This is a genomic window from Vicingus serpentipes (genome assembly GCF_007993035.1).
Classification (GTDB): domain Bacteria; phylum Bacteroidota; class Bacteroidia; order Flavobacteriales_E; family Vicingaceae; genus Vicingus; species Vicingus serpentipes.
In genome coordinates, this window is record NZ_VOOS01000004.1 from 204,337 (window position 1) to 225,963 (window position 21,627).

The following is a 21,627-nucleotide window of genomic DNA, read 5'->3' on the forward strand; positions in this document are numbered from 1 at the left end:
ATGAAAATAATAAAATTAAAAAAGAATACAGAAAAAGAGGTTAATGAGTTTTAAACAACCTTGTTTAAAATCTCGGCTGCTTTAAGTAGTGTTTCATTTTCTTTAGCAAAACAAAAACGCAACATTTTCTCATCAATATTTTTTTGGTAAAATACTGAAACAGGAATTGAAGCTACTCCATACTCCTTAGTTAAACGAATTGCAAAGTCAGTATCCTTTTCATCACTAATGCCTTTATAGTTCAGAAGTTGAAAATAAGTACCTTTAGATGGAAGTATTTCAAATTTTGAACCTTTAATTAAATCAACAAAAAAATCTCGCTTTTGCTGATAAAAATGATTTAAAGACATGTAATTGTTTTCATTTTTCAGGTACTCAGCTAAAGCATATTGCATAGGAGTGTTTACCGAAAATACAATAAACTGATGTGCTTTTCTAAACTCTTTCATTAAGTTTTTAGGCGCTACACAATAGCCTATTTTCCAACCTGTATTATGAAATGTTTTACCAAAAGAAGAAACGATAAATGATCGTTCCATTAATTTTGGATATTTAGAAGCGCTTTGGTGTGTTTTATCATCAAAAACAATATGCTCATAAACCTCATCACTCAAAACGATAATGTCAGTGTCGGCAACAATTTTTTCAAGAGCAAGCATGTCTTTTTCTTTTAAAATAGTTGCCGTTGGATTGTGAGGTGTGTTTATGATAATCATTTTTGTGCGCTGATTAATCATCTTTTTAACATCCTCCCAATCAATTTTATAACTTGGAGCATGCATTTGAATAAACACTGTTTTTCCTCCGTTCAATTCAATTGCTGGTTCATAACAGTCATAAGCTGGAGTAAATATAATTACCTCATCTCCTTCTGTTATTGTTGAGGCTATTGCAGTATAAATTGCCTGAGTAGCACCTGAAGTAATCGTTATTTCAGATTCAGGATGATATTTTGCGCCATGTAAATTCTCAATTTTTTGAGAAATTTGCTCTCTTAACTCAAGGACACCTGACATTGGAGCATATTGATTTAGTCCTTTTTTCATGGCTTGAGTTACCAAGTTTATCAATTCATCCGAGCTCTCAAAATCAGGAAATCCTTGTGACAAGTTAATTGCCTTAGTTTCATTGGCAAGTTGACTCATTACTGTAAAAATGGTTGTTCCAACTTTTGGTAATTTCGATTTTATTAAACTTGGGTATTCTGTCATGCCTTATTTTTGAAGTTGGCAAATGTAATAAAAGCCTTTTATTGAAAGCGTGTGAAATAAATTTTTAGACGAACTTTAATTTATGCTTGATGAACTAAAATAGCCCTTCTGATGATTCTTTTTCATACCCTTCGTCTATTAATAAATTTTGACCTTCTGCAGCCTGAACTGCCAGTTCATCGCATCGTTCATTGTAGAGGTTGCCAGCGTGACCTTTTACCCAATTAAATTTTACTTGATGTTTTGGGTAAATTTTTAAAAACCTCTGCCACAAATCAATATTTTTTTTTCCTTTAAATCCTTTTTTCTGCCATCCAAACACCCATTTTTTTTCTACAGAATCAACAACATACTTAGAGTCTGAAAAAATCTCAACCTGTGCATTCGTTGTTTTTATGGTTTCTAGGGCAACAATTACACTTAAGAGCTCCATTCTGTTGTTTGTCGTTAAACGAAAGCCTTCTGATAGCTCTTTTTTATGATGTCCGCTCATCATTACAACTCCATAGCCCCCATTTCCTGGGTTTCCTTTTGCAGCTCCGTCTGTATAAATTGTAATAACTGACATTTTTAAAACCCAACATTTGTTTTAAATAGTTTGATTGCAATCGCTAATAATATTACCCCAAAGACCTTTCGAAGCACAGCCAATCCTCCACTTCCAAGTATTTTCTCAATTTTTACTGATAATTTAAGTACTGCATAAACTAAAATAATATTAACGATAATCGCTACAATAATATTTTCTACTGCATATTCTGACCTTAAAGATAAAAGAGAGGTCATCGTTCCTGCTCCTGCAATTAAAGGAAAAGCTAAAGGAACAATAGATGCTGTGTTTGGTGCATCATCTTTGTATAGCTGAATACCTAATATCATTTCTATTGCTAAAAAGAAAATAATTAATGATCCTGCTATAGCAAATGAGTTCACATCAATACCAATCAAGTTTAAAATAGATTCTCCCACAAACAAAAAAACAATCATTATTATCATTGCTACAACACTAGCCTTTTCAGACTGTATATGTCCTACTTTTTGACGCAAGTCTATAATAATTGGTATTGATCCAACTATATCTATAACAGCAAACAAAATCATTGATGCTGTTGCTATTTCTTTAAAATCTAAATGCATTTTTATCGTTTTAAAGTGCGAAATTATAATTTATAGTTTAAACAAAACTAAAGATTCCACGAATCATGGTAATTTTATTTACTCTGCCAATTTATTTTCACTATCTTCATTGTGAAAACTAAACAATATCTATTATGAAACTAATCTCTAAATTCGCAGTTGCATCCATTTTTATGGGGGCGTTTTCTTTATCATTATTAGGTCAATCAAGCTCTCCTTTATGGAAAAAAATTGAGGCTTCAACCCTCAATTCTAAAGAGAAAGTACACCGAAATAACATACCAACAAAAGCTCAATATTTTGCTCTAGACTTTAATCAACTAAAAACAAAATTAACTGCAGCACCAAATAGAGAAGGTTTTACTGGTAAATCAAATTTAATTATTGAATTCCCTACTTCAGAAGGTAAAATTGAACACTTTAGAGTATGGGATTCTCCTATAATGCACCCAGATTTAGCTGCTAAGTTTCCAATGATTAAGACTTATGTTGCTCAGGGTATTGAAGACCCTACTGCTTATATGAGATTTTCTGTTACTCAGTTTGGCCTTCATACAATGACTCTTTCTGGAACTAAAAGCACAAATTATATTGATCCATATACTAGTGATTTAAACAACTATGTAGTTTATGATAGAAACTCTTTAGGGCCAGACACACAACCCTTTGAATGTTTAACAAAAGAAGATGATGCTAAATTAAGATCTATTGAGAAAGATAGAAATTCAGGCAATACATTTAAGGCTGATGCTGATGATATGAAAATGCGTAAATATAGATTAGCTCAAACATGTACTGCTGAATATGGAAATATCTTTACTACTGGTGGTGGTTCTGATGCTGCAAACAAAGCAGAAATTCAAGCTCAAATGACCATTACCATTAATAGAGTTAATACTGTTTATGAAATAGATCTTGGTGTTACTTTAGAATTTATTGCAAATAATGACGATTGTATTTTTTATGGAGCGACAAACTCTGATCCTTGGAATGGAGAATATAATACAGCAACACAAAACTTCTTAAACACTAATATTGGAGACGCAAATTATGATATAGGACATAACTTCAATACTTCTGGAGGTGGTAATGCTGGGTGTTTAGCTTGCGTATGTACTGATGGCTCTAAAGGAAGTGGGATGACTGGACGAGGAAACCCAACAGGAGATCCTTTTGATATAGATTATGTTGCACATGAAATGGGTCATCAATTTGGAGGGTACCACACAATGAACACTTGTAGTAGAAGTGGTAATGGACAGACAGAAGTAGAACCATGTAGTGGCAGCTCAATAATGGGATATGCAGGAATCTGCTCTGTAAATGTTCAAAATAATAGTGATGCCCATTTCAACTATGTTAACATAAGAGATATTTTGGCAAACATTAAGCCTGGAGGAAATAGTACTTGTAGTGTTAATACCGACCACACTAACAACCCTCCAACTGCAGACGCGGGAGATGATTATATTATTCCTCAAGGTACCGCTTTTGTTTTAGAAGGTACCGCTACAGATCCTGATGGAATGGGATCTTTAACTTATAATTGGTCTCAAAATGACCCAGCACAAGCTCCTAGCTCTTCTTCTCCTGTATCTACCTGGACTTCTGGTCCGTTGTATAGAGCTAAAATGCCTATTTCCTCGCCAAATAGATATATGCCTGTTTTAAGCAGTGTTATTGCTGGCGACTTATTTCCAACTTGGGAAAAAACACCTACTGTTGGTAGATCTCTTAATTTCTCATTTATTGTTAGAGATAATGACCCTCTTGGCGGGCAAACTGCTTCTGATTTAATGAAAGTAACAGTAGATGGAGCATCTGGTCCTTTTGCTGTTACCTCTCAAAATACAACAGGTATCACATGGAATTCAGGAGGTACTGAAACCGTTACTTGGAATGTTGCAAACACAAGTACTGGGAACGTAAACACTCCAAATGTTGACATCTTTTTATCGGTAGATGGAGGTTATACATATCCTTATACTCTAGCGTCGACAGTTCCAAATAATGGATCGGCAAGTGTAACAGTTCCAACTGGCGCAGCTACAACAACAGCTAGAATTATGGTTAGAGGAAGTGGAAATATATTTTATGCATTAAATAGTAATAATTTTGCTATTGAAGACGCTGAATTCGTGATGAATTTTTCTAGCACATCAGCAACTCCCTGCCCAACAGAAAATGCTGTTTATAATTTTAATTATAATACATTTTTATCTTTTAGCGAGACGACAACATTTTCAGCTTCAGGAAATCCTGCGGGGTCAATTGTAACTTTTAATCCAACTACAGCTTCAGTTAATGGAACTCCAGTTACAATGACCGTGAGTAATCTAAATTCTGGCATGGTAGGTTCTCATACTATTACCATTACTGGAACTTCAACATCTGTAACAAAAAATAATAATGTAAGCCTAGAGATTATAGACCCGGCACCACTAGCTGCGGCTTTAGCTCTACCTGCAAATGCCGCAACAGGCATTGACCCTGGAATTACATTTACTTGGTCTGCTGGAGGAACAGGAACAATGTATAACATCGATATTGCAACTGATGCCGCTTTTAGTTCTATTATAGATAATGCTTCAGGGCTTACATCGAACAATTACACTTCATCTTCTTTGGTTGGAGAAACTACTTATTATTGGAGAGTTAGTAGCTACAACAATTGTGGCTCAGCACCAACTTCTTCTGTGTTTTCTTTTACAACTTCTAGTTGCTCAACAATTGCAAGTACAGATGTTCCTGTGACTGTTTCTGCAGCAACTCAAACATCAACAATTACTGTTCCAAATTCGGGAACAATAGCTGATGTAAATTTACTAGGCTTAGTGTTACCTCATACCTGGGTAGGTGATTTAGGAGCAACTTTAACTTCTCCACAAGGCACAACCGTTCAGTTGTTTGATGGTCCTGGAATCCCTAGTTCGAACTTTGGTTGTGATGGTGATGATTTAGATGTTTCTTTTGATGATGACGCAACATCAACTAGCGCTACTTTTGAAAATACTTGTAATAACGCCCCTGCAATTAATGGTTTTTTTCAACCCCTAAATGCTCTTTCTGCTTTTAACGGTGAAAATATGGCTGGTGTATGGACATTAACAATTTTAGACAGTTATCCAACAGAAGATGATGGGTCTTTAGATGCGTGGTCATTAGAAATATGTACCGAACCTATTCCGACAGGAATAAACAATAGTTATTTGATTAATAATATAGCTATTTATCCTAACCCTACTAACAATTTATTAAATGTTACTCTTGGAAAAGATAACACTGCAAATGTCTTAGTATTAACTGATTTACAAGGTAAAGTAGTTTATGAACTAAACAACATAAATAGCAATACTATTCAAATTGATATGTCTAATTACGGAAAGGGAATTTATCTTTTACAAGTTAAAGGACAAAACGAGTCAAAAGTATTTAAGGTAACTAAACAGTAAAATTATTACTCATACATTAAAAAAGCCCTTTGCGAAATCATTGGGCTTTTTTAAATTCTTTTGAAAAATAAATATTATTGATTAATTTAAACTCCGATAAAAAGGACTTCATAAACTTTATTATTTCAAACCTTTAAAACATGAAAAAAACAAACTCATTAATAGCGATAATAATCATTATTAGCTGTTTAGGTAATATTTTTGCTCAAAGCAAAACATCATCAATCTGGATTAAAGCTTCAGCAAATCAAATTGCTACAAAAAGCTTACTTAATAATAATTCTTATGAAAATTCGGAATTTTATGAACTAAATGTTAACCTACTTAAATCAGCGCTTCAAAATGCACCTTTAAGAGAAAAGGCAAATGGATTCTCTAATATTATTGTCGACTTCCCAATTGGAAATGGAGAACTTGTTAGTTTTAAAATTATGGAAGCCCCTGTTATGCATCCAGATTTAGCAGCAAAGTACCCATCAATAAAATCATATGTTGGATATGGTGTTTCAACCCCTCATGTAATCAGATTTAGTTTATCTAACCAAAAAGGTCTTAGCTGTATGTTAATCCCTGGTGTTAAAAAGCCTGTTTTTATTGAGCCCTTCACTTCTGACATGAAAACATATGTGGTTTATTCTAGAACAAATGAAACAAGAAAAAACACTTTTGAATGTTTAACTGATGATGTTCCTTATTATTTAAAGAAGAATATTTCTTCACCATCAAATCAAAAAGATGCGAACGATCAAACACTTAGAAAATTTAGGCTTGCAATGTCTGCAACTGGAGAATATACCGCATATCATGGAGGAACTAAAGCTGGAGCTTTAGCTGCAATTAATACAACTATGACAAGGGTAAATGGTGTTTATGAAGCTGATTTTGCGATTACAATGGAATTAATTGCAAATACTGATGATGTAATATATACAAATGGAGGAATAGACCCTTATGGCTCTAACCTAAATAGTGAATTACAGTCAACTTTAACGAGTGTTATTACAGAAGCAGCTTATGATATTGGACATTTAGTTCATCAAGAATCAAATAGCAATGGAAACGCTGGGTGTATTGGTTGTGTTTGTGTTGATGGAAGTAAAGGAAGTGGTTTCACATCTCATGTAACCCCTGAAGGCGATGATTTTGATATCGATTTTGTAGCTCATGAAATGGGGCATCAATTTGGAGGAAATCATACTTTTACACACAGTAGTGAAGGTACTGGTGTTCAAATGGAACCAGGAAGTGGTAGTACGATTATGGGGTATGCTGGAATAACTGGGGCTTCAGATGTTCAACCACACAGTGACCCTTATTTTCATTTTGCTACAATAGAACAAGTAACAAATTATGTTGGAACGACTAGCTGTCAAACTACTACCTCTTTAACAAATAATGTTCCAACTGCAGATGCTGGTAATGATTATATTATTCCTAATGGAACTGCATTTATTCTTGAAGGTGCAGGAACTGATGCTGACTTATCAGATGTGCTAACTTTTTGTTGGGAACAAGCTGATGAAGGTTTTGGAAGTAGTACCTCTGTAAGCCCAACTAGCGCAGGGAGCCCTTCTTTTAGGTCTTTTTTACCTATCACCTCTCCAAATAGATATATGCCTAAACTTGATGATGTTGTTAACGGAACTCTTTCAACACAATGGGAAACAGTTTTAACTGTTCCAGGAACTATGAATTTTGCATTAACTGTTCGTGACAACGTTACTGGAGGCGGTCAAAATAAAATAGACAAAATGATTGTAACTGTTGATGCGAATGGACCTTTCGTTGTTACATCACAAAACACTAGTGGGTTAACATTAAACTCTGGAGCTTCTGAAACTATAACTTGGGATGTTGCTGGAACAAATACTGGTGCGGTGAATACTCCAAATGTTGATATTTTCTTATCAATAGATGGCGGGTTTACTTACCCTTTCACTTTAGCAACTGGCGTTCCTAACAACGGGTCAGCAAGTGTCACTATCCCAACAGGTGCAGCAACAACTAATGGAAGGATAATGGTTCGAGGATCTGGAAATATTTTCTACGCCTTAAATAGTAATAATTTTACCATTGAAGATTCGGAGTTTGTTATGAACTTCTCCAATACAAATGCTTCCCCTTGTCCTACTCAAGATGCTGTATACAATTTTACATACAACACCTTTTTATCATTCAGTGAAAACACTACATTTTCTGCAAGTGGAAATCCTGCTGGTTCTACTGTAACATTTAACCCAACAACAGCAACAACAAATGGCACTCTTGTTACAGTTACTGTAAGCGGATTAAACGCTTCAATGGTTGGATCTTATTCGATTGCTGTAACAGGAACCTCATCTTCCGTTACTAAAATTGCTGACTTAACATTAGATGTAATAGACCCTTCTCCATCATCGGCAGCCCTTACAAGTCCTACTGATGCCTCTACTGGTATTGATCCTGGAGTTACCTTTAACTGGACTGCATCAGGCGTAGGAGCTATGTATGACATTGACATTGCTACAGATGCTGCTTTTACAACCATAATCGATAATGCTACTAGTTTAACAACAAACTCCTATGTTTCTTCATCTTTAGTTGGACAAACAACATATTATTGGAGAGTAACTAGTTATAATAATTGTGGTTCTGCTCCAGCTTCAACAGTTTTTTCATTTACTACATCTAGCTGTACAACGGTTGCAAGCACAGATATTCCTGTCTCTATTTCTGCATCTGGAACACCTACAATTACATCAACTTTAAATGTAGTCACTTCTGGTAACATTGTAGATTTAAATGTTCTTAATTTAACAGGCACACATACTTGGATAAATGATCTAACTGTAACACTAACAAGCCCTCAAAGTACAACTGTTACGCTTTGGGATGGAATCTGTAACAGTGAAGATAATTTTAATTTAAATTTAGATGATGCTGCAGCTCCTGGGGCTCTTCCATGCCCTCCTGTTGGTGGGGGAACATATCAGCCATCCAATCCTTTAAGTGTATTTAATGGTGAAAACATGAACGGAATATGGACCTTATCTATTACAGATGGAGCTAACCAAGATGGTGGTTCTTTAGATGGGTGGGGATTAGAAATTTGTGCTGATGCTATTACTGTTGGTATCGATCAAAACAATACTATCAACAGTTTAAACATCTACCCTAACCCAACAAGCAATATCTTAAATGTTGCTCTTGGTAAATACAACTCTGTAAATCAATTGGTTTTAACTGATTTACAGGGAAAAATAGTTTTTGAACAAAACAATATTAATACAAGTCCATTACAAATTGATATGTCTGGATATGGTAAGGGTGTTTATCTTTTACAGCTTAAAGGACAAGATGAATCAAAAATATTTAAAGTAACTAAACAGTAAATAAACCACATCTTTAAAAGCCCTTTATTATTTTAGTAAAGGGCTTTTTTGTTGCCTTTTTTAAGCTTAATTTTTAAAAACTTAATCTGTATTTTTGCCAAAAAAATTGAACTAAAATGAACTTTATAGAAGAATTAAGATGGAGAGGGATGATTCACGACATCATGCCTGGAACAGAAGAAGAATTTGCTAAAGGAATGACATCAGCATATATTGGTTTTGACCCTACAGGAGATTCTCTACATATTGGAAGTTTAGTTCAAATTATGATTTTGGTTCACCTACAACGAGCGGGACACAAGCCTTTTGCTTTGGTTGGTGGAGCAACTGGTATGGTGGGTGATCCTTCAGGAAAGTCGCAAGAACGAAACTTATTAGACAACGAAACACTACAACATAATTTAGCTTGTATTCAAAAACAATTAGAACAGTTTTTAGATTTTGGTTCAATTAACAACTCTGCAGAGGTAGTTAATAATTACGACTGGTTTAAGAATATGAATTTTCTTGACTTTATTCGTGATGTAGGAAAACACATTTCTATAAACTACATGATGAGTAAAGATTCTGTAAAGTCTAGACTTGAAACAGGAATGTCGTTTACAGAGTTTAGCTATCAACTGGTTCAAGGTTACGACTTCTACTGGTTATGGAAAAACAAAAATTGTAAAGTCCAATTAGGTGGTTCAGATCAATGGGGAAATATTGTTACAGGAACTGAATTGATTAGAAGAAAAGGCAGCGGAGAAGCTTTTGCTTGTACAACCCCTTTGATTAAAAAAGCTGATGGAACTAAATTTGGTAAAACTGAAGGTGGTAATGTGTGGTTAGATAAAACGAAAACATCTCCATATAAATTTTACCAATATTGGATAAATGCTTCTGATGAAGATGCTGCTAATTACATAAGAATCTTTACTTTGTTAAACAAAGAAGAAATTGAAGCGATTGAAAAAGAACACAATGAAGCTCCTCATTTAAGATTATTGCAAAAAACTTTAGCTAAAGATATTACCATCCGAGTTCATTCAGAAGAAGATTATAATGCGGCATTGAGTGCTTCAGAAATTTTGTTTAAAAACGGAGAAGAAGCTATAGCTGGATTAAAAGCCTTGCCTGAAAATATTTTTAATGACGTTTTTGAAGGTGTCCCTCAAGCAGAAATTAGTCTAGCTGAGCTTGAATCTGGTCTTGGAATTATTGATGGGCTTTCTGCCAGAACTAACTTTTTAGCTTCTAATGGAGAAGCTAGAAGAGCATTAAAAGAAAATGCAATAAGCGTTAATAAAAACAAAGTAGCTGAAGACAAACTGTTAACTACTGAAGATTTAATTAATGGGAGATCTATTTTAATTCAAAAAGGGAAAAAAAATTATTATCTAATTAATGTTGTTTAGGTTAAAACACTTCTTTCTTTTTACTTTCTTGGTTGCTTCGCTTTCAAGTTCTTTATTTGCTCAAAATAAACGCGTTTTAGTTGTTCCCTATACTCGGTTTCAATTTGTTTCAGAGTTTAGTTTAGAAGAAATAGCTATGCACAACGATGTTAAATCAGATGAAGTTTTTTCTGTTTACCAAAGCGAATTAAATACTGCTTTTACTGGATATGAAAATTTAACGTTTATTCCCATAAGCTCTGAAGACTATGGTGAAATAAAAAAATTTATTAGATACAATATTGATAAATTTAAAGGGAGGAAGTATAATGCTAGTAATTTATCTCTTCTTCCTGATGAGGCTTATAAATCCCTTTTAGAAGAAAACAACGCATCATATATTTTGTTTATAAACTGGTATAAGATTTCAAAATCTGTTCACACGGTTTATGTTGGAGATCGAAACAAAAGAACAAAATATTCAACCCACTTAATTGACTATGACATTTATAATCGTGAAAAAGTTAAAATATCTGGAAAAGCAAATTACCCATTAAAATGTGGCGATTTCCCTTCACAATCTGTTATTAATCATAAATCTTTAAATGCAAAAGAATTAACTGTTTGCTATAAAAGTTTGCTCGATGAATTAGCAAAAGAACTTTCAAACTCAACAAACAAATAGTCATTTTTATTCTCTTATTTTTTTTGTTCTGGCTAAATTTGCAACCCTAAATATAGAATATAAATGTCTCTTATTCGTCTGTTTTTTTTGTTTGTGTGGACATTCTTGTTAATGCTAATTGCTCCATTATTTATTCCTTTTACTTTCAATCGTCAATTCCCTTTATTTGTAGCTCGAACTGTTTTTTCTCCGGGTTTATTATGGATAGCAGGAATCAAATTAGAAGTAAATGGAAAAGAAAATGTTCCATTAGATCGTCCAGTAATTTTTATCGCAAACCACTGTTCTCATTTAGATATAGGAACACTTTGCCGAAGCTTACCCGTAAACCTACATTTTATTGGCAAAAAAGAATTGGCGTGGGTCCCAATTGTGGGTTGGTACATGTGGGTTGCTGGACATATTTTTATTGATAGAAGTAATAAAAAGAAAGCGATAAAAAGCCTTGAGGTAGCTTCTCAAAAAATAAAGTCAGGAAAGAGTGTTGTAATGTACCCTGAAGGAACCAGAAGTAAAAATGGCAAACTTGGCAATTTCAAAAAAGGAGCATTTCATTTAGCAATGCAGTCTGGAGTTCCCATAGTACCTGTTAGTATAAAAGGTACGTATAATGTTTGGCCAGCAAACAGCAATAAGATTACCCCAGGAAATGTTAGTGTAGAAATAGGAAAACCTATTGAGTCATCAAACTATAGTAATGAAACAATTAAAAATTTTATTTCTGATGCCAGAACAGTTATTCTTGAAATGCATCAGAAATAAATCCAAAAAAAGCTAAAACAACAGATTATAAGACCCTAATTTAAAGGGATAGTTAACACTGGAATATTAGATTGCTCAATCAGAGATTCGTCTGTGCCTGCCATAAATAAATTATATAAAAATCCATGTTTATGGTGACCGATAACTATTAAATCAACATTTAGCTTCTCAGACTCTTTGATAATAGTTTCTATAGTACTACCTTGAACTAATAACCCTTCAGCTTCAACGCCTTTTGTTTTCATATCATCAGCATACCTTTGCAATGTTCTATGCTCCTCTCTTAAATCTTGAGCTAATGTATCACGAATATATTGTGGGCCGGTACCATAACCAATAAAATCTGGTTCAGGTGCTGCGATATGAACCAACCATACTTTAGCTCCAAATTTTGCAGCTATTTCTGTTGCCTTTTCTAAAATTATATTTGATTGATCTTCAAGCTCAATAGTTACTAATATATTTTTCATCGCACTTTAATTTTAATGGTAATTAATACTTATTAAATTTAGTTCTTTTTATTCGTTTATTAAAAGATTTGTAACAAAAAAGCCACTAAAAATAGTGGCTCTTGTTTTTTATAAAGGAATATTTCCATGTTTCTTTTTAGGCAATGTATCAACCTTGTTTTCAAGCATTTTAAATGCTTTTATCAGTTTTTCTCTAGTTTGTTCTGGTTTTATTACCTCGTCTACATAACCTCTTGCTGCAGCATTATAAGGGTTTGCAAACATTTCGGCATATTCTGCTTCTTTTTCCTGCCATTTAGCATCAGGATTTGAAGCTTCTTTAATTTCGTTTTTGAATATAATTTCGGCAGCACCTTTAGCTCCCATTACTGCAATTTCGGCAGAAGGCCATGCATAATTTAAGTCAGCTCCAATGTGCTTTGAATTCATTACATCATAAGCTCCTCCATAAGCTTTACGAGTAATTACCGTAATACGAGGCACTGTTGCTTCACTAAAAGCATACAATAGTTTCGCTCCGTTTGTAATAATTGCATTCCATTCTTGATCTGTTCCTGGCAAAAAACCTGGTACATCTTCAAAAACCAATAATGGTATATTAAACGCGTCACAAAAACGAACAAATCTAGCTCCTTTTTGAGATGATTTAATATCTAAAACGCCAGCTAAAAATGCAGGTTGATTAGCAACAATTCCTATAGACCTTCCAGCCAATCGCGCAAAACCAACAACTATATTTTCTGCAAAATCTTTATGAATCTCATAAAAACTATCTGCATCTACTGTCCCTTCTATTACTTCTTTAATATCATAAGGTTGATTAGCACTAGCAGGAACTATTGTGTTTAAATTTTCTCTTTTTTCGTTTCCTGCTTCATAAGGAAGCATTAACGCTTCTTCTTCACAATTTTGTGGCATATAAGAAAGCAATGTTTTAATGCCATTGATACACTCTATCTCGTTTGCATAAGTTAAATGTGTTACTCCTGATTTTGTTGAATGAGCAGACGCACCACCCAAGTCTTCTGAGCTTACCTCTTCATGTGTGACAGTTTTTACAACGTTTGGCCCTGTTACAAACATGTATGATGTATTTTCAACCATCATTATAAAGTCTGTTAATGCTGGAGAATAAACAGCCCCACCAGCACACGGCCCCATTATAGCAGATAATTGAGGAATTACACCACTTGCTTGAGTGTTTTTATAAAAAATATCGGCATAACCACCTAAACTTACAACACCTTCTTGAATTCGAGCTCCCCCTGAATCATTCAACCCTATTACTGGAGCTCCATTCTTCATGGCCATATCCATAATTTTACATATTTTCTCAGCATGGGCTTCAGCTAACGAACCTCCTAAAACTGTAAAATCTTGAGCAAAAACATAAACTAGTCTTCCACTTATTGTTCCGTATCCAGTTACAACTCCATCGCCCAAAAATTTAGTTTTATCTAATCCAAAGTTTGTTGAGCGATGTGTAACCAACATACCTATCTCTTCAAAAGAACCATCATCTAATAAAAAGTGGATTCGCTCTCGAGCGGTTAACTTTCCTTTTGCGTGTTGCGATTCTATTCTCTTTTCTCCTCCGCCTTTTTTTGCTTCTTCAATTTTCGATTCTAGTGTTTCAAACTTGTTTTGCATATCTTTTCATTTTTCAGATAGTAAAAATAAAAAATACTGCTAATATATTAGGGGAAATGTTAATTTAGTATGCGACAATTAATTTGTTTTACTATGCAAGAGGAGAATATTACCCCTGAAGACTCAGCAAACAAAGAAGAAAGAGCTCAAAATGAATTAAAGTTTAGCTTTTTAAAATTCTTTGTGCTATTTATCGATTATTTTAAAACCATTGTAAATATTCGTGATGAGGTTGATTATGAAGGTTCTGTTGAAGCAATACAAAAAGATATCGATTTTAAGGGGGTTAATGTTTGGGTTCTTGGTGCTTCTATCGTAATTGCTTCTATCGGTTTAAATGTAAATTCTACAGCTGTAATTATAGGCGCTATGTTGGTTTCTCCGTTAATGGGACCAATTGTTGGTATAGGATTATCTATTGGTATTAATAATTTCCGAATGCTTACTCGCTCACTGAAAAGTTTAGGTACGGCTGTTTTAATTAGTGTAATTGTCTCTACAATTTATTTCTTATTAACACCTTTTGGAGAAGTACAATCAGAATTAATCGCAAGAACAAAACCTAACTTGCTAGATGTTTTGGTGGCTGTATTTAGTGGAATAGCTTTAATTGTTGCGAAAACACAAAGAGGAACTGTTGCCAGTGTAATTTTTGGTGTTGCAATTGCAACAGCATTAATGCCTCCTTTATGTACTGCCGGTTATGGTTTGGCTAATGGAAATTGGCAATTCTTCTTAGGTGCTTTTTACCTGTTTTTAATCAACTCAGTTTTTATTGCTTTATCTACCTGGTTAATTGTTAAGTACTTAAAATTTCCTTTAGCAAGCTACATGGACCCAGTTAAAGAAAAACGTGTAAAAAACTATATATTTATTATCTCATTAATTATTATTATCCCAAGCGGTTTCACTTTTTGGTCAACAATACAAGAAAGTATTTTTGAAAGTGAAGCAGAATCATTTATCTCCGAAAACTTTGTGTTTGAAGGAAGTCAAGTAATAAATAAAAACATAACTTATTATACAGATAAGCCTTCTGTTATTGAAGTTTTTTTGATAGGAGAAATCATTAATTCTAAAAGTGAAAAAGAACTTAATAACAAGCTTGAATCTTCTGGAATTAAAAATGTTAGTTTGAAAATTTATCAATCGAAAGATAAAACAGATGAGATTGCTGGCAAATTAAGTGCTGAAGTAAAAACTGGAATAATAGAAGAGATTTACCGTAAAAATGAAGATTTAATTAAAGATAAAGATCAAAAAATTAACTTTTTAGAAACTGAATTAATGAAGTATAGAAAAGATACAATTCCTTTTACTTCAATAAAAAAAGAAATAAAAATTCAATACCCTCAAATTGAAAAATTATCTTATGGAAGTACCATTAGAACGGATTTTGAATCTCAACAAGACACATTACCTGTGTTTTATATATACTGGGGCAATAATTCTAGTAAAATAAATATTAAAGAAAAATCTAATGCTTTGGAACAATGGCTTAGGGTAAGGTTAGACAACAAAAAAGTAATGGTAATAAATTATTAAAGTTTATTTGAACTAATTAAACTTCTAATATTTTTCCAAATAATGCTCTTCAATCCCATATTCACTTTTTATAGCTTCAATTTTCGAGTTAAGGTTTTCTAAGTCAGCTTTCTTGCTTGATTTAGTACCCACCAACATTACATTTTTCCGGGTGTGCTCGTTAGATATAAACTCAAAAATATTGGTGTTGTATTTGTGTTTTTCCATAATTAAAGCACGCAAAGTGTCCGTAACCATTTCATATTGGCGTTCTTTAAAAATGCCATACTTTAATATTGGATTTTGTTGCTCCTTTCCTTTAAGTTGTTGACGTATTTGTTTGTGGCAACAAGGTGCGGTAATAATCAATTCTGAATTAGATGTCAACCCTTTATAAATAGCATCATCAGTTGCTGTGTCACAAGCATGCAAAGCAATTAACACATCTATTTTTTTATTGTATTGTTCAATAGGTTTAGCTTCAAATTTTAAGTTCTCAAAACCACATTTTTTAGCCGTTTCATTACAAAAATCAACCAACTCTTGTCTTAACTCAATTCCTGTAATTTTTACATCAATTTTTCGTTGGTTAACCAAGTAATCGTATAGCGCAAAAGTTAAATAACCCTTCCCTGAACCCATGTCTACAATGCGAGCTTCGTTAGGCAATTTAGTGTTTTTTATTAAGCCCTCTATTATTTCTAAATACTTGTTTATCTGTTTAAACTTATCTGCCATTTTTGGAATAACCATTCCGCTTTCATCACAAACTCCCAAAAGTGTTAAATACTTACCTAAAGCTGCTCTTTTAGTTTTAGGTTTGTCATGTGTTTGTGGTGGTTTATTTTTAAAGCTAGGGTGAGTAGTTCGTGTGCTCACTTTTCCTTTTTTTGATAATTGAAGAGTAAAATCTTCGTCTAGAGTAAACAAAATTGCAGCTCTAAATTTTCCGTCTAGCAACTTATTTATTTCTTCTTGCGCACCCTTTAAATTGTAATTTTTTACTTGGTCGTTAGTTTGATAGTGGTATGTAAAAGAAAGTTGCTGCTCTCCTTTTATCTCTATTAGTCTCACATAAACATTTAACAAGCCATCACTTTTATAAGCTGGCTTACTTAGGGTAATTTTTACAAAAGTTTCATTATTAAAACTTTCTGAAATTTTTTCAAAAAAAGGAGTTCTATCATTCATCTTACAAATGTAACCCAATTGTTATATTTTTAGTAACTTTGTTATGTGTTAAAATTGATGAAATATAGTTTTGTTTATTTAGCAGCATTTATAATGTTGCTACACAATTTTATTCCTCACTCTCACAAAAGTGAGCTAAGCAACTCTGAACATCAGCAAATACATCAAACAGAATCTTCTTCTCCAATTGATTTGTTGGCACTTGTTTTTCATGAGTTTACAGAAGATGGAGAAATGGAAGAGGTTTTACCAAACACAAACACCGCGTTTGCTGCAACATTTTTTTTGTTTCCTATTATTACTAATTCGTATAATTTTTCTCTAGAAATTGAAAGCGAGTTACTTCAACACCCTTTACCTAAAGATGAGCGACTTCAATTTGCTGGTTTTTTACCTACTCAAAGCGTTCGCCCACCCCCTTCTGCTTAATGTTTTAGCCTAACAATAGGCTTTTCTAAATCATTAAGTAACTTATAATACAACACACATGTTTGAAAAAATAATTGCTTATTCATTAAAGAATAAGTTAATAGTGCTACTTCTAATTATAGCACTTATACTTGGCGGAATATTTTCTTTAAAAAATATTGCTGTTGATGCTGTTCCTGACATCACCAATAATCAGGTTCAAGTAGTAACCTCTTCTGCAACATTGCCAGCTGAAGAAGTTGAAAAGTTTATCACCTTTCCTGTAGAAATGGCTGTTGCCAACATTCCAAATGTAACTGAGGTTAGAAGTATTTCAAGATATGGACTATCCGTAGTTACCATTGTATTTGAAGACAATGTTGACATCATGAAAGCCCGTCAATTTGTTGCAGAACAATTAACCATCGCTAGAGAAGAAATTCCTACAGCGTTTGGAACACCTCAAATGATGCCAATTACAACTGGTCTTGGAGAAATCTATCAGTATGTATTACAAGTAAAGCCTGGCTATGAAGCACAATTCGATATTATGAAAGTAAGAACCATACAAGATTGGATTGTAAAACGACAATTAACAGGGTTAAAAGGAATAATAGAGGTAAGTAGTTTTGGCGGTTTAGTAAAACAATACGAGGTTAGTGTTAACCCTCTTCAACTTATGGCCTACAACATTACTATTAATGATGTTGAACGAGCTTTAACTGTCAACAACAACAATAGTGGCGGCAGTTATATTGAAAAAAATGACCAAGCGTTTTATATAAGAACCGAAGGACGAGCAGAAACATTTAGTGACATTGAAAATATTACCATTAAAAACGAAGGTTCACCAATAAGAATAAAGGATGTTGCAGTAGTTAAGCTAGGCAGCCCTAAACGATATGGGGCAATGACAATAGATGGAAAAGGTGAAGTTGTTGGAGGAATTACTTTAATGTTAAAAGGAGCTAACTCTTCGGAAGCTGTAGACAATGTGCATGAACGAATGGAACTAGTAAAAAAATCTTTGCCTGAAGGGCTTGAGATTTACCCTTATTTGGATCGTTCTGTTTTGGTTGGAAAAACAATTAACACTGTAGTTAAAAACTTAATAGAAGGAGGGTTAATCGTAATTTTTGTTTTAGTGCTTTTCTTAGGAAATTTCAGGGCAGGACTTATTGTTTCTTCTGTTATTCCATTATCTATGCTGTTTGCTTTAATTCTAATGAATTTATTAGGTGTTTCAGCAAACTTAATGTCTTTAGGAGCTATAGATTTTGGAATTGTTGTTGATGGAGCAGTAATTATTGTTGAGGGGGTTTTACATATTCTTCATAAAAAACACAAAGGAACAACCCTTACCAAACTTCAAATGAATAACGAAATAAGAGATGCTAGTGGGCAAATTTATAATACTGCAGCTTTTGGTGTCTTAATCATTTTAGTTGTGTTTGTTCCTATTTTTACTTTAGAGGGAATTGAAGGTAAAACCTTTTTGCCAATGGCTCAAACCGTAAGTTTTGCCATTTTAGGCTCACTTATTCTATCAGTAACATATGTTCCTGTAGCGGCTGCTTTGTTTTTAAAGAAAAAAATAAGCGACAAAATAACTTTTGCCGACAAAATTGTAATGGCATTGCAAAAACGTTATTTACCTAGCTTAAAATATGCGTTAAATAATCCTAAAAAAATACTTGTAATGGCTGTTTCTGGGTTAGTTGTTTCATTTTTTATCTTTTCAAGAATGGGTTCTGAGTTTATACCTACACTAGAAGAAGGTGATTTAGCAATGCAAATGGCGGTAGAACCAGGAAGTTCTTTGGAAAAAAGCATTGCAACCTCAACTAAAGCTGAGAAAATTTTAAAAGATAATTTTTCTGAAGTAAAACATGTTGTCTCGAAAATAGGAACAGCAGAGGTTCCAACTGACCCAATGGCCATAGAAGATGCAGATATTATGATTATTCTAAAAGAAAAAGGCGAGTGGGAAAATGCTGAAACAAGAGAGGAATTAATCGATTTAATGAAAGAGAAGTTAGCTGTTATTAAAGACGCTTCTTTTGAATTTACACAACCTATTCAACTTCGTTTTAATGAGTTAATGACAGGGGCTAAAACAGATATTGCCATCCAAATTTTTGGAGAAGATGTTAAGCTTTTAAAAACATTAGCTGATAACACCGCAAAAGAAATTCAAAATATAAATGGTGTTGGTGATGTAAAAGTTGAACAAACAGACGGGTTAAAACAGCTTAGTGTTATTCTAGATAGAAAAAAGCTATCATTAAATCAAGTAAATGTTGATGATGTAAACAACACAATTAAATCAGCATATGCAGGGTCTACTGTAGGCTCTATTTATGAAAACGAACGAAGTTTTGATTTAGTTGTTAGATTAAATCAAAAAAGCATACGGTCATTATCCCTAAACGGATTATTTGTTAATGACATAAATGGACATCCTGTTTCTTTAGACCAAGTTGCTAGCATAAAAGAAACTATTGCTCCAATGCAAATTTCTAGAGAGGATGCCAAAAGAAGAATATCTGTTGGTGTAAATGTGCGTGACAGAGATATTGCTTCTTTAGTTGAAGAAATACAATCAAAAATTAAAAGCAATGTTACCCTTCCTCCTGGTTATACGGTAAAATACGGAGGGCAGTTTGAAAACTTACAAAATGCTTTAAAACGACTGAAAATTGTTGTTCCTGTTGCTTTATTTCTAATACTATTTTTACTTTACATTGCTTTCAATTCAATAAAAGAATCTCTCATCATTTTTATGGCTGTTCCTCTTGCCTCTATTGGTGGTATTTTAGCGTTATGGCTAAGAGATTTGCCTTTTAGTATATCAGCAGGGATAGGTTTTATAGCCTTATTTGGTGTAGCTGTTTTAAATGGAATTGTATTAGTAAATGAGTTTATCCGATTAAAACAACTAAACACCTATCCAAACATGAAAGATTTAATTTTAGCTGGAGCAAACACTCGTTTACGACCTGTTTTAATGACCGCTCTTGTTGCCTCTTTGGGATTTTTACCTATGGCTTTAGCAACTTCTAACGGAGCAGAAGTTCAAAGACCTTTAGCAACAGTTGTTATTGGCGGACTAATAACATCAACACTACTTACATTGCTAGTTTTACCTGCTTTGTATTTTTTATTCCACACGTTTAAAAACGGTACTAAAAAACCCTCAATAATAGGAGCTGTTGTTACTATTGGCTTTGTATTGTCTTCAATTAATGTTGGAGCACAAAACAAAGTTGGTTTGTCAGAATTAATTGTTGCTGCAAAACAAAACCAACTAGAAGTAAAAATGGTTGAAATTGAAAAACAACAATGGGAAAATGAAAAGAAAAACGCTTACGTTTTAAACCCGCTTCAAATTGGATTGCAATATGGACAAATTAGTGATAATAATACCGATATGTTTTGGGATGTAATGCAGGATTTTGGAAGGCCATGGAGTATAAAAACAAATAAAAATTATGCTCAATTAGGGGTTGATTATGCAAAACAAAAAAGCAAAACAATTCATCAAGAAGTTGAGTATAATATAACGTCTACTTATTATGGGTGGTTATTTTATAAAAATGCTTACCAGCAATTGCTCCAAATAAACGAAGCTTTAAATGCGACGCTAAAACACGCCCAACAAATGTTTGATGCTGGAGAAATTAACACCACCGATTTGTTGTTAATTAAACAGATTCAAAATAGTGTTTTACAAAAAACAAGCGGATTTTTTAACAAAGAAAAAACAAGCGAAGCAAATCTTATTTATTTGTCTGGCTTAAACCAAGCCGTTATAAAAGATACCGCTTATACTGTATTGCCTTATGAAAAAAACCAAGAATTAAGCACAAACTTATATCAAGAAAATGATTTATTAATTCAACAATTAACACAAAAAGAAAAGGTGATAAAAGCAAGTTATTCTCCTTCTTTTCAGTTGGGCTATTTTAATCAATCTATTTCAACAAACAAAGGTTTTCAGGGCGTACAAGGGGGATTATCTATCCCGTTGTTTTTTGCGGGGAAAAAAAATCAACTACAAACAAATCGCTTACAAACTGATATTGTAACCCAAAAACAAAACAATCTAAAAAATCAACTTAAAAGCGAGTTGATTAGTTTGGAAAAAACTATTGCTTTACTTGAAGGTTCTGTTTCTAATCAAAATAGAACAGACAATATTTCTGCAAAAGGGTTAAAGCAATTACAAGAAAAATTAAGTTTAGGAGAAATCAGTTTTATCGATTTTTTGAAGTTAAGCTCAATAATTATTGACGGAACAATTGGCGAACTAGAATTATTAAACAACTACAATCAAGCAGTTATAAAATACAATTATTTAACAACTAACTTTTAACTCACCATCATGAAG

Annotated in this window: 14 protein-coding genes; 8 read left to right on the forward strand and 6 right to left on the reverse strand. The window is 33.3% G+C overall.

Features of this window, described 5'->3' with window-relative positions; translation table 11 throughout:
* Positions 1 to 50 precede the first annotated feature (50 nt).
* From FRY74_RS09725 to FRY74_RS09735, 3 genes are all read right to left on the reverse strand, one after another.
* Complete coding sequence (locus tag FRY74_RS09725; RefSeq protein ID WP_147100959.1) at positions 51 to 1,211, reverse strand: methionine aminotransferase; 1,161 nt, start codon at positions 1,209 to 1,211, stop codon at positions 51 to 53.
* Between the two features lie 94 nt (positions 1,212 to 1,305).
* Positions 1,306 to 1,779: a ribonuclease HI gene (rnhA, locus tag FRY74_RS09730; RefSeq protein ID WP_147100961.1), complete on the reverse strand. Its 474-nt coding sequence runs from the start codon at positions 1,777 to 1,779 to the stop codon at positions 1,306 to 1,308.
* A gap of 2 nt (positions 1,780 to 1,781) precedes the next feature.
* Positions 1,782 to 2,348, reverse strand: a complete 567-nt coding sequence (locus FRY74_RS09735; protein WP_147100962.1) for a MarC family protein — start codon at positions 2,346 to 2,348, stop codon at positions 1,782 to 1,784.
* A 134-nt stretch (positions 2,349 to 2,482) separates the two neighbouring features.
* On the opposite strand from FRY74_RS09735, the gene FRY74_RS09740 reads away from it, so the two are divergent.
* The 5 genes from FRY74_RS09740 (at position 2,483) to FRY74_RS09760 (ending at position 11,994) form a co-directional block, all read left to right on the forward strand.
* Positions 2,483 to 5,800, forward strand: a complete 3,318-nt coding sequence (locus FRY74_RS09740; protein WP_147100964.1) for a reprolysin-like metallopeptidase — start codon at positions 2,483 to 2,485, stop codon at positions 5,798 to 5,800.
* 140 nt (positions 5,801 to 5,940) lie between these two features.
* Positions 5,941 to 9,171, forward strand: coding sequence for a reprolysin-like metallopeptidase (locus tag FRY74_RS09745; RefSeq protein ID WP_147100966.1), 3,231 nt, complete (start codon positions 5,941 to 5,943; stop codon positions 9,169 to 9,171).
* 116 nt (positions 9,172 to 9,287) lie between these two features.
* Positions 9,288 to 10,568: a tyrosine--tRNA ligase gene (gene tyrS, locus FRY74_RS09750; RefSeq protein WP_147100968.1), complete on the forward strand. Its 1,281-nt coding sequence runs from the start codon at positions 9,288 to 9,290 to the stop codon at positions 10,566 to 10,568.
* Entirely contained in the window at positions 10,558 to 11,232 is a 675-nt protein-coding gene (locus FRY74_RS09755; RefSeq protein ID WP_147100969.1) for a hypothetical protein, read from the forward strand. Before tyrS ends, FRY74_RS09755 begins: the two co-directional genes overlap by 11 nt.
* Positions 11,233 to 11,295: 63 nt before the next feature.
* Entirely contained in the window at positions 11,296 to 11,994 is a 699-nt protein-coding gene (locus FRY74_RS09760; protein ID WP_147100971.1) for a lysophospholipid acyltransferase family protein, read from the forward strand.
* 35 nt (positions 11,995 to 12,029) lie between these two features.
* Here the strand turns inward: FRY74_RS09760 and FRY74_RS09765 are convergent, their stop codons facing one another.
* Together FRY74_RS09765 and FRY74_RS09770 are read right to left on the reverse strand one after the other, a co-directional pair.
* Positions 12,030 to 12,464, reverse strand: coding sequence for a universal stress protein (locus FRY74_RS09765; protein ID WP_147100973.1), 435 nt, complete (start codon positions 12,462 to 12,464; stop codon positions 12,030 to 12,032).
* Between the two features lie 108 nt (positions 12,465 to 12,572).
* A complete protein-coding gene (locus FRY74_RS09770) occupies positions 12,573 to 14,114 on the reverse strand; it encodes an acyl-CoA carboxylase subunit beta (RefSeq protein WP_147100975.1) in 1,542 nt (513 codons plus the stop codon).
* 69 nt (positions 14,115 to 14,183) lie between these two features.
* Between FRY74_RS09770 and FRY74_RS09775 the strand changes: the two genes are divergently transcribed.
* Positions 14,184 to 15,659, forward strand: coding sequence for a DUF389 domain-containing protein (locus FRY74_RS09775; RefSeq protein WP_147100977.1), 1,476 nt, complete (start codon positions 14,184 to 14,186; stop codon positions 15,657 to 15,659).
* A 24-nt stretch (positions 15,660 to 15,683) separates the two neighbouring features.
* Here FRY74_RS09775 and FRY74_RS09780 read toward each other — a convergent pair whose 3' ends face one another.
* Positions 15,684 to 16,829, reverse strand: coding sequence for a class I SAM-dependent methyltransferase (locus FRY74_RS09780; RefSeq protein WP_147100979.1), 1,146 nt, complete (start codon positions 16,827 to 16,829; stop codon positions 15,684 to 15,686).
* Between the two features lie 57 nt (positions 16,830 to 16,886).
* Between FRY74_RS09780 and FRY74_RS09785 the strand changes: the two genes are divergently transcribed.
* Positions 16,887 to 17,258, forward strand: coding sequence for a hypothetical protein (locus tag FRY74_RS09785; protein WP_147100981.1), 372 nt, complete (start codon positions 16,887 to 16,889; stop codon positions 17,256 to 17,258).
* 58 nt (positions 17,259 to 17,316) lie between these two features.
* Positions 17,317 to 21,612 (forward strand): CusA/CzcA family heavy metal efflux RND transporter, encoded by a 4,296-nt coding sequence (locus tag FRY74_RS09790; protein WP_147100982.1) that lies wholly within the window; start codon positions 17,317 to 17,319, stop codon positions 21,610 to 21,612.
* Positions 21,613 to 21,627: the final 15 nt, after the last annotated feature.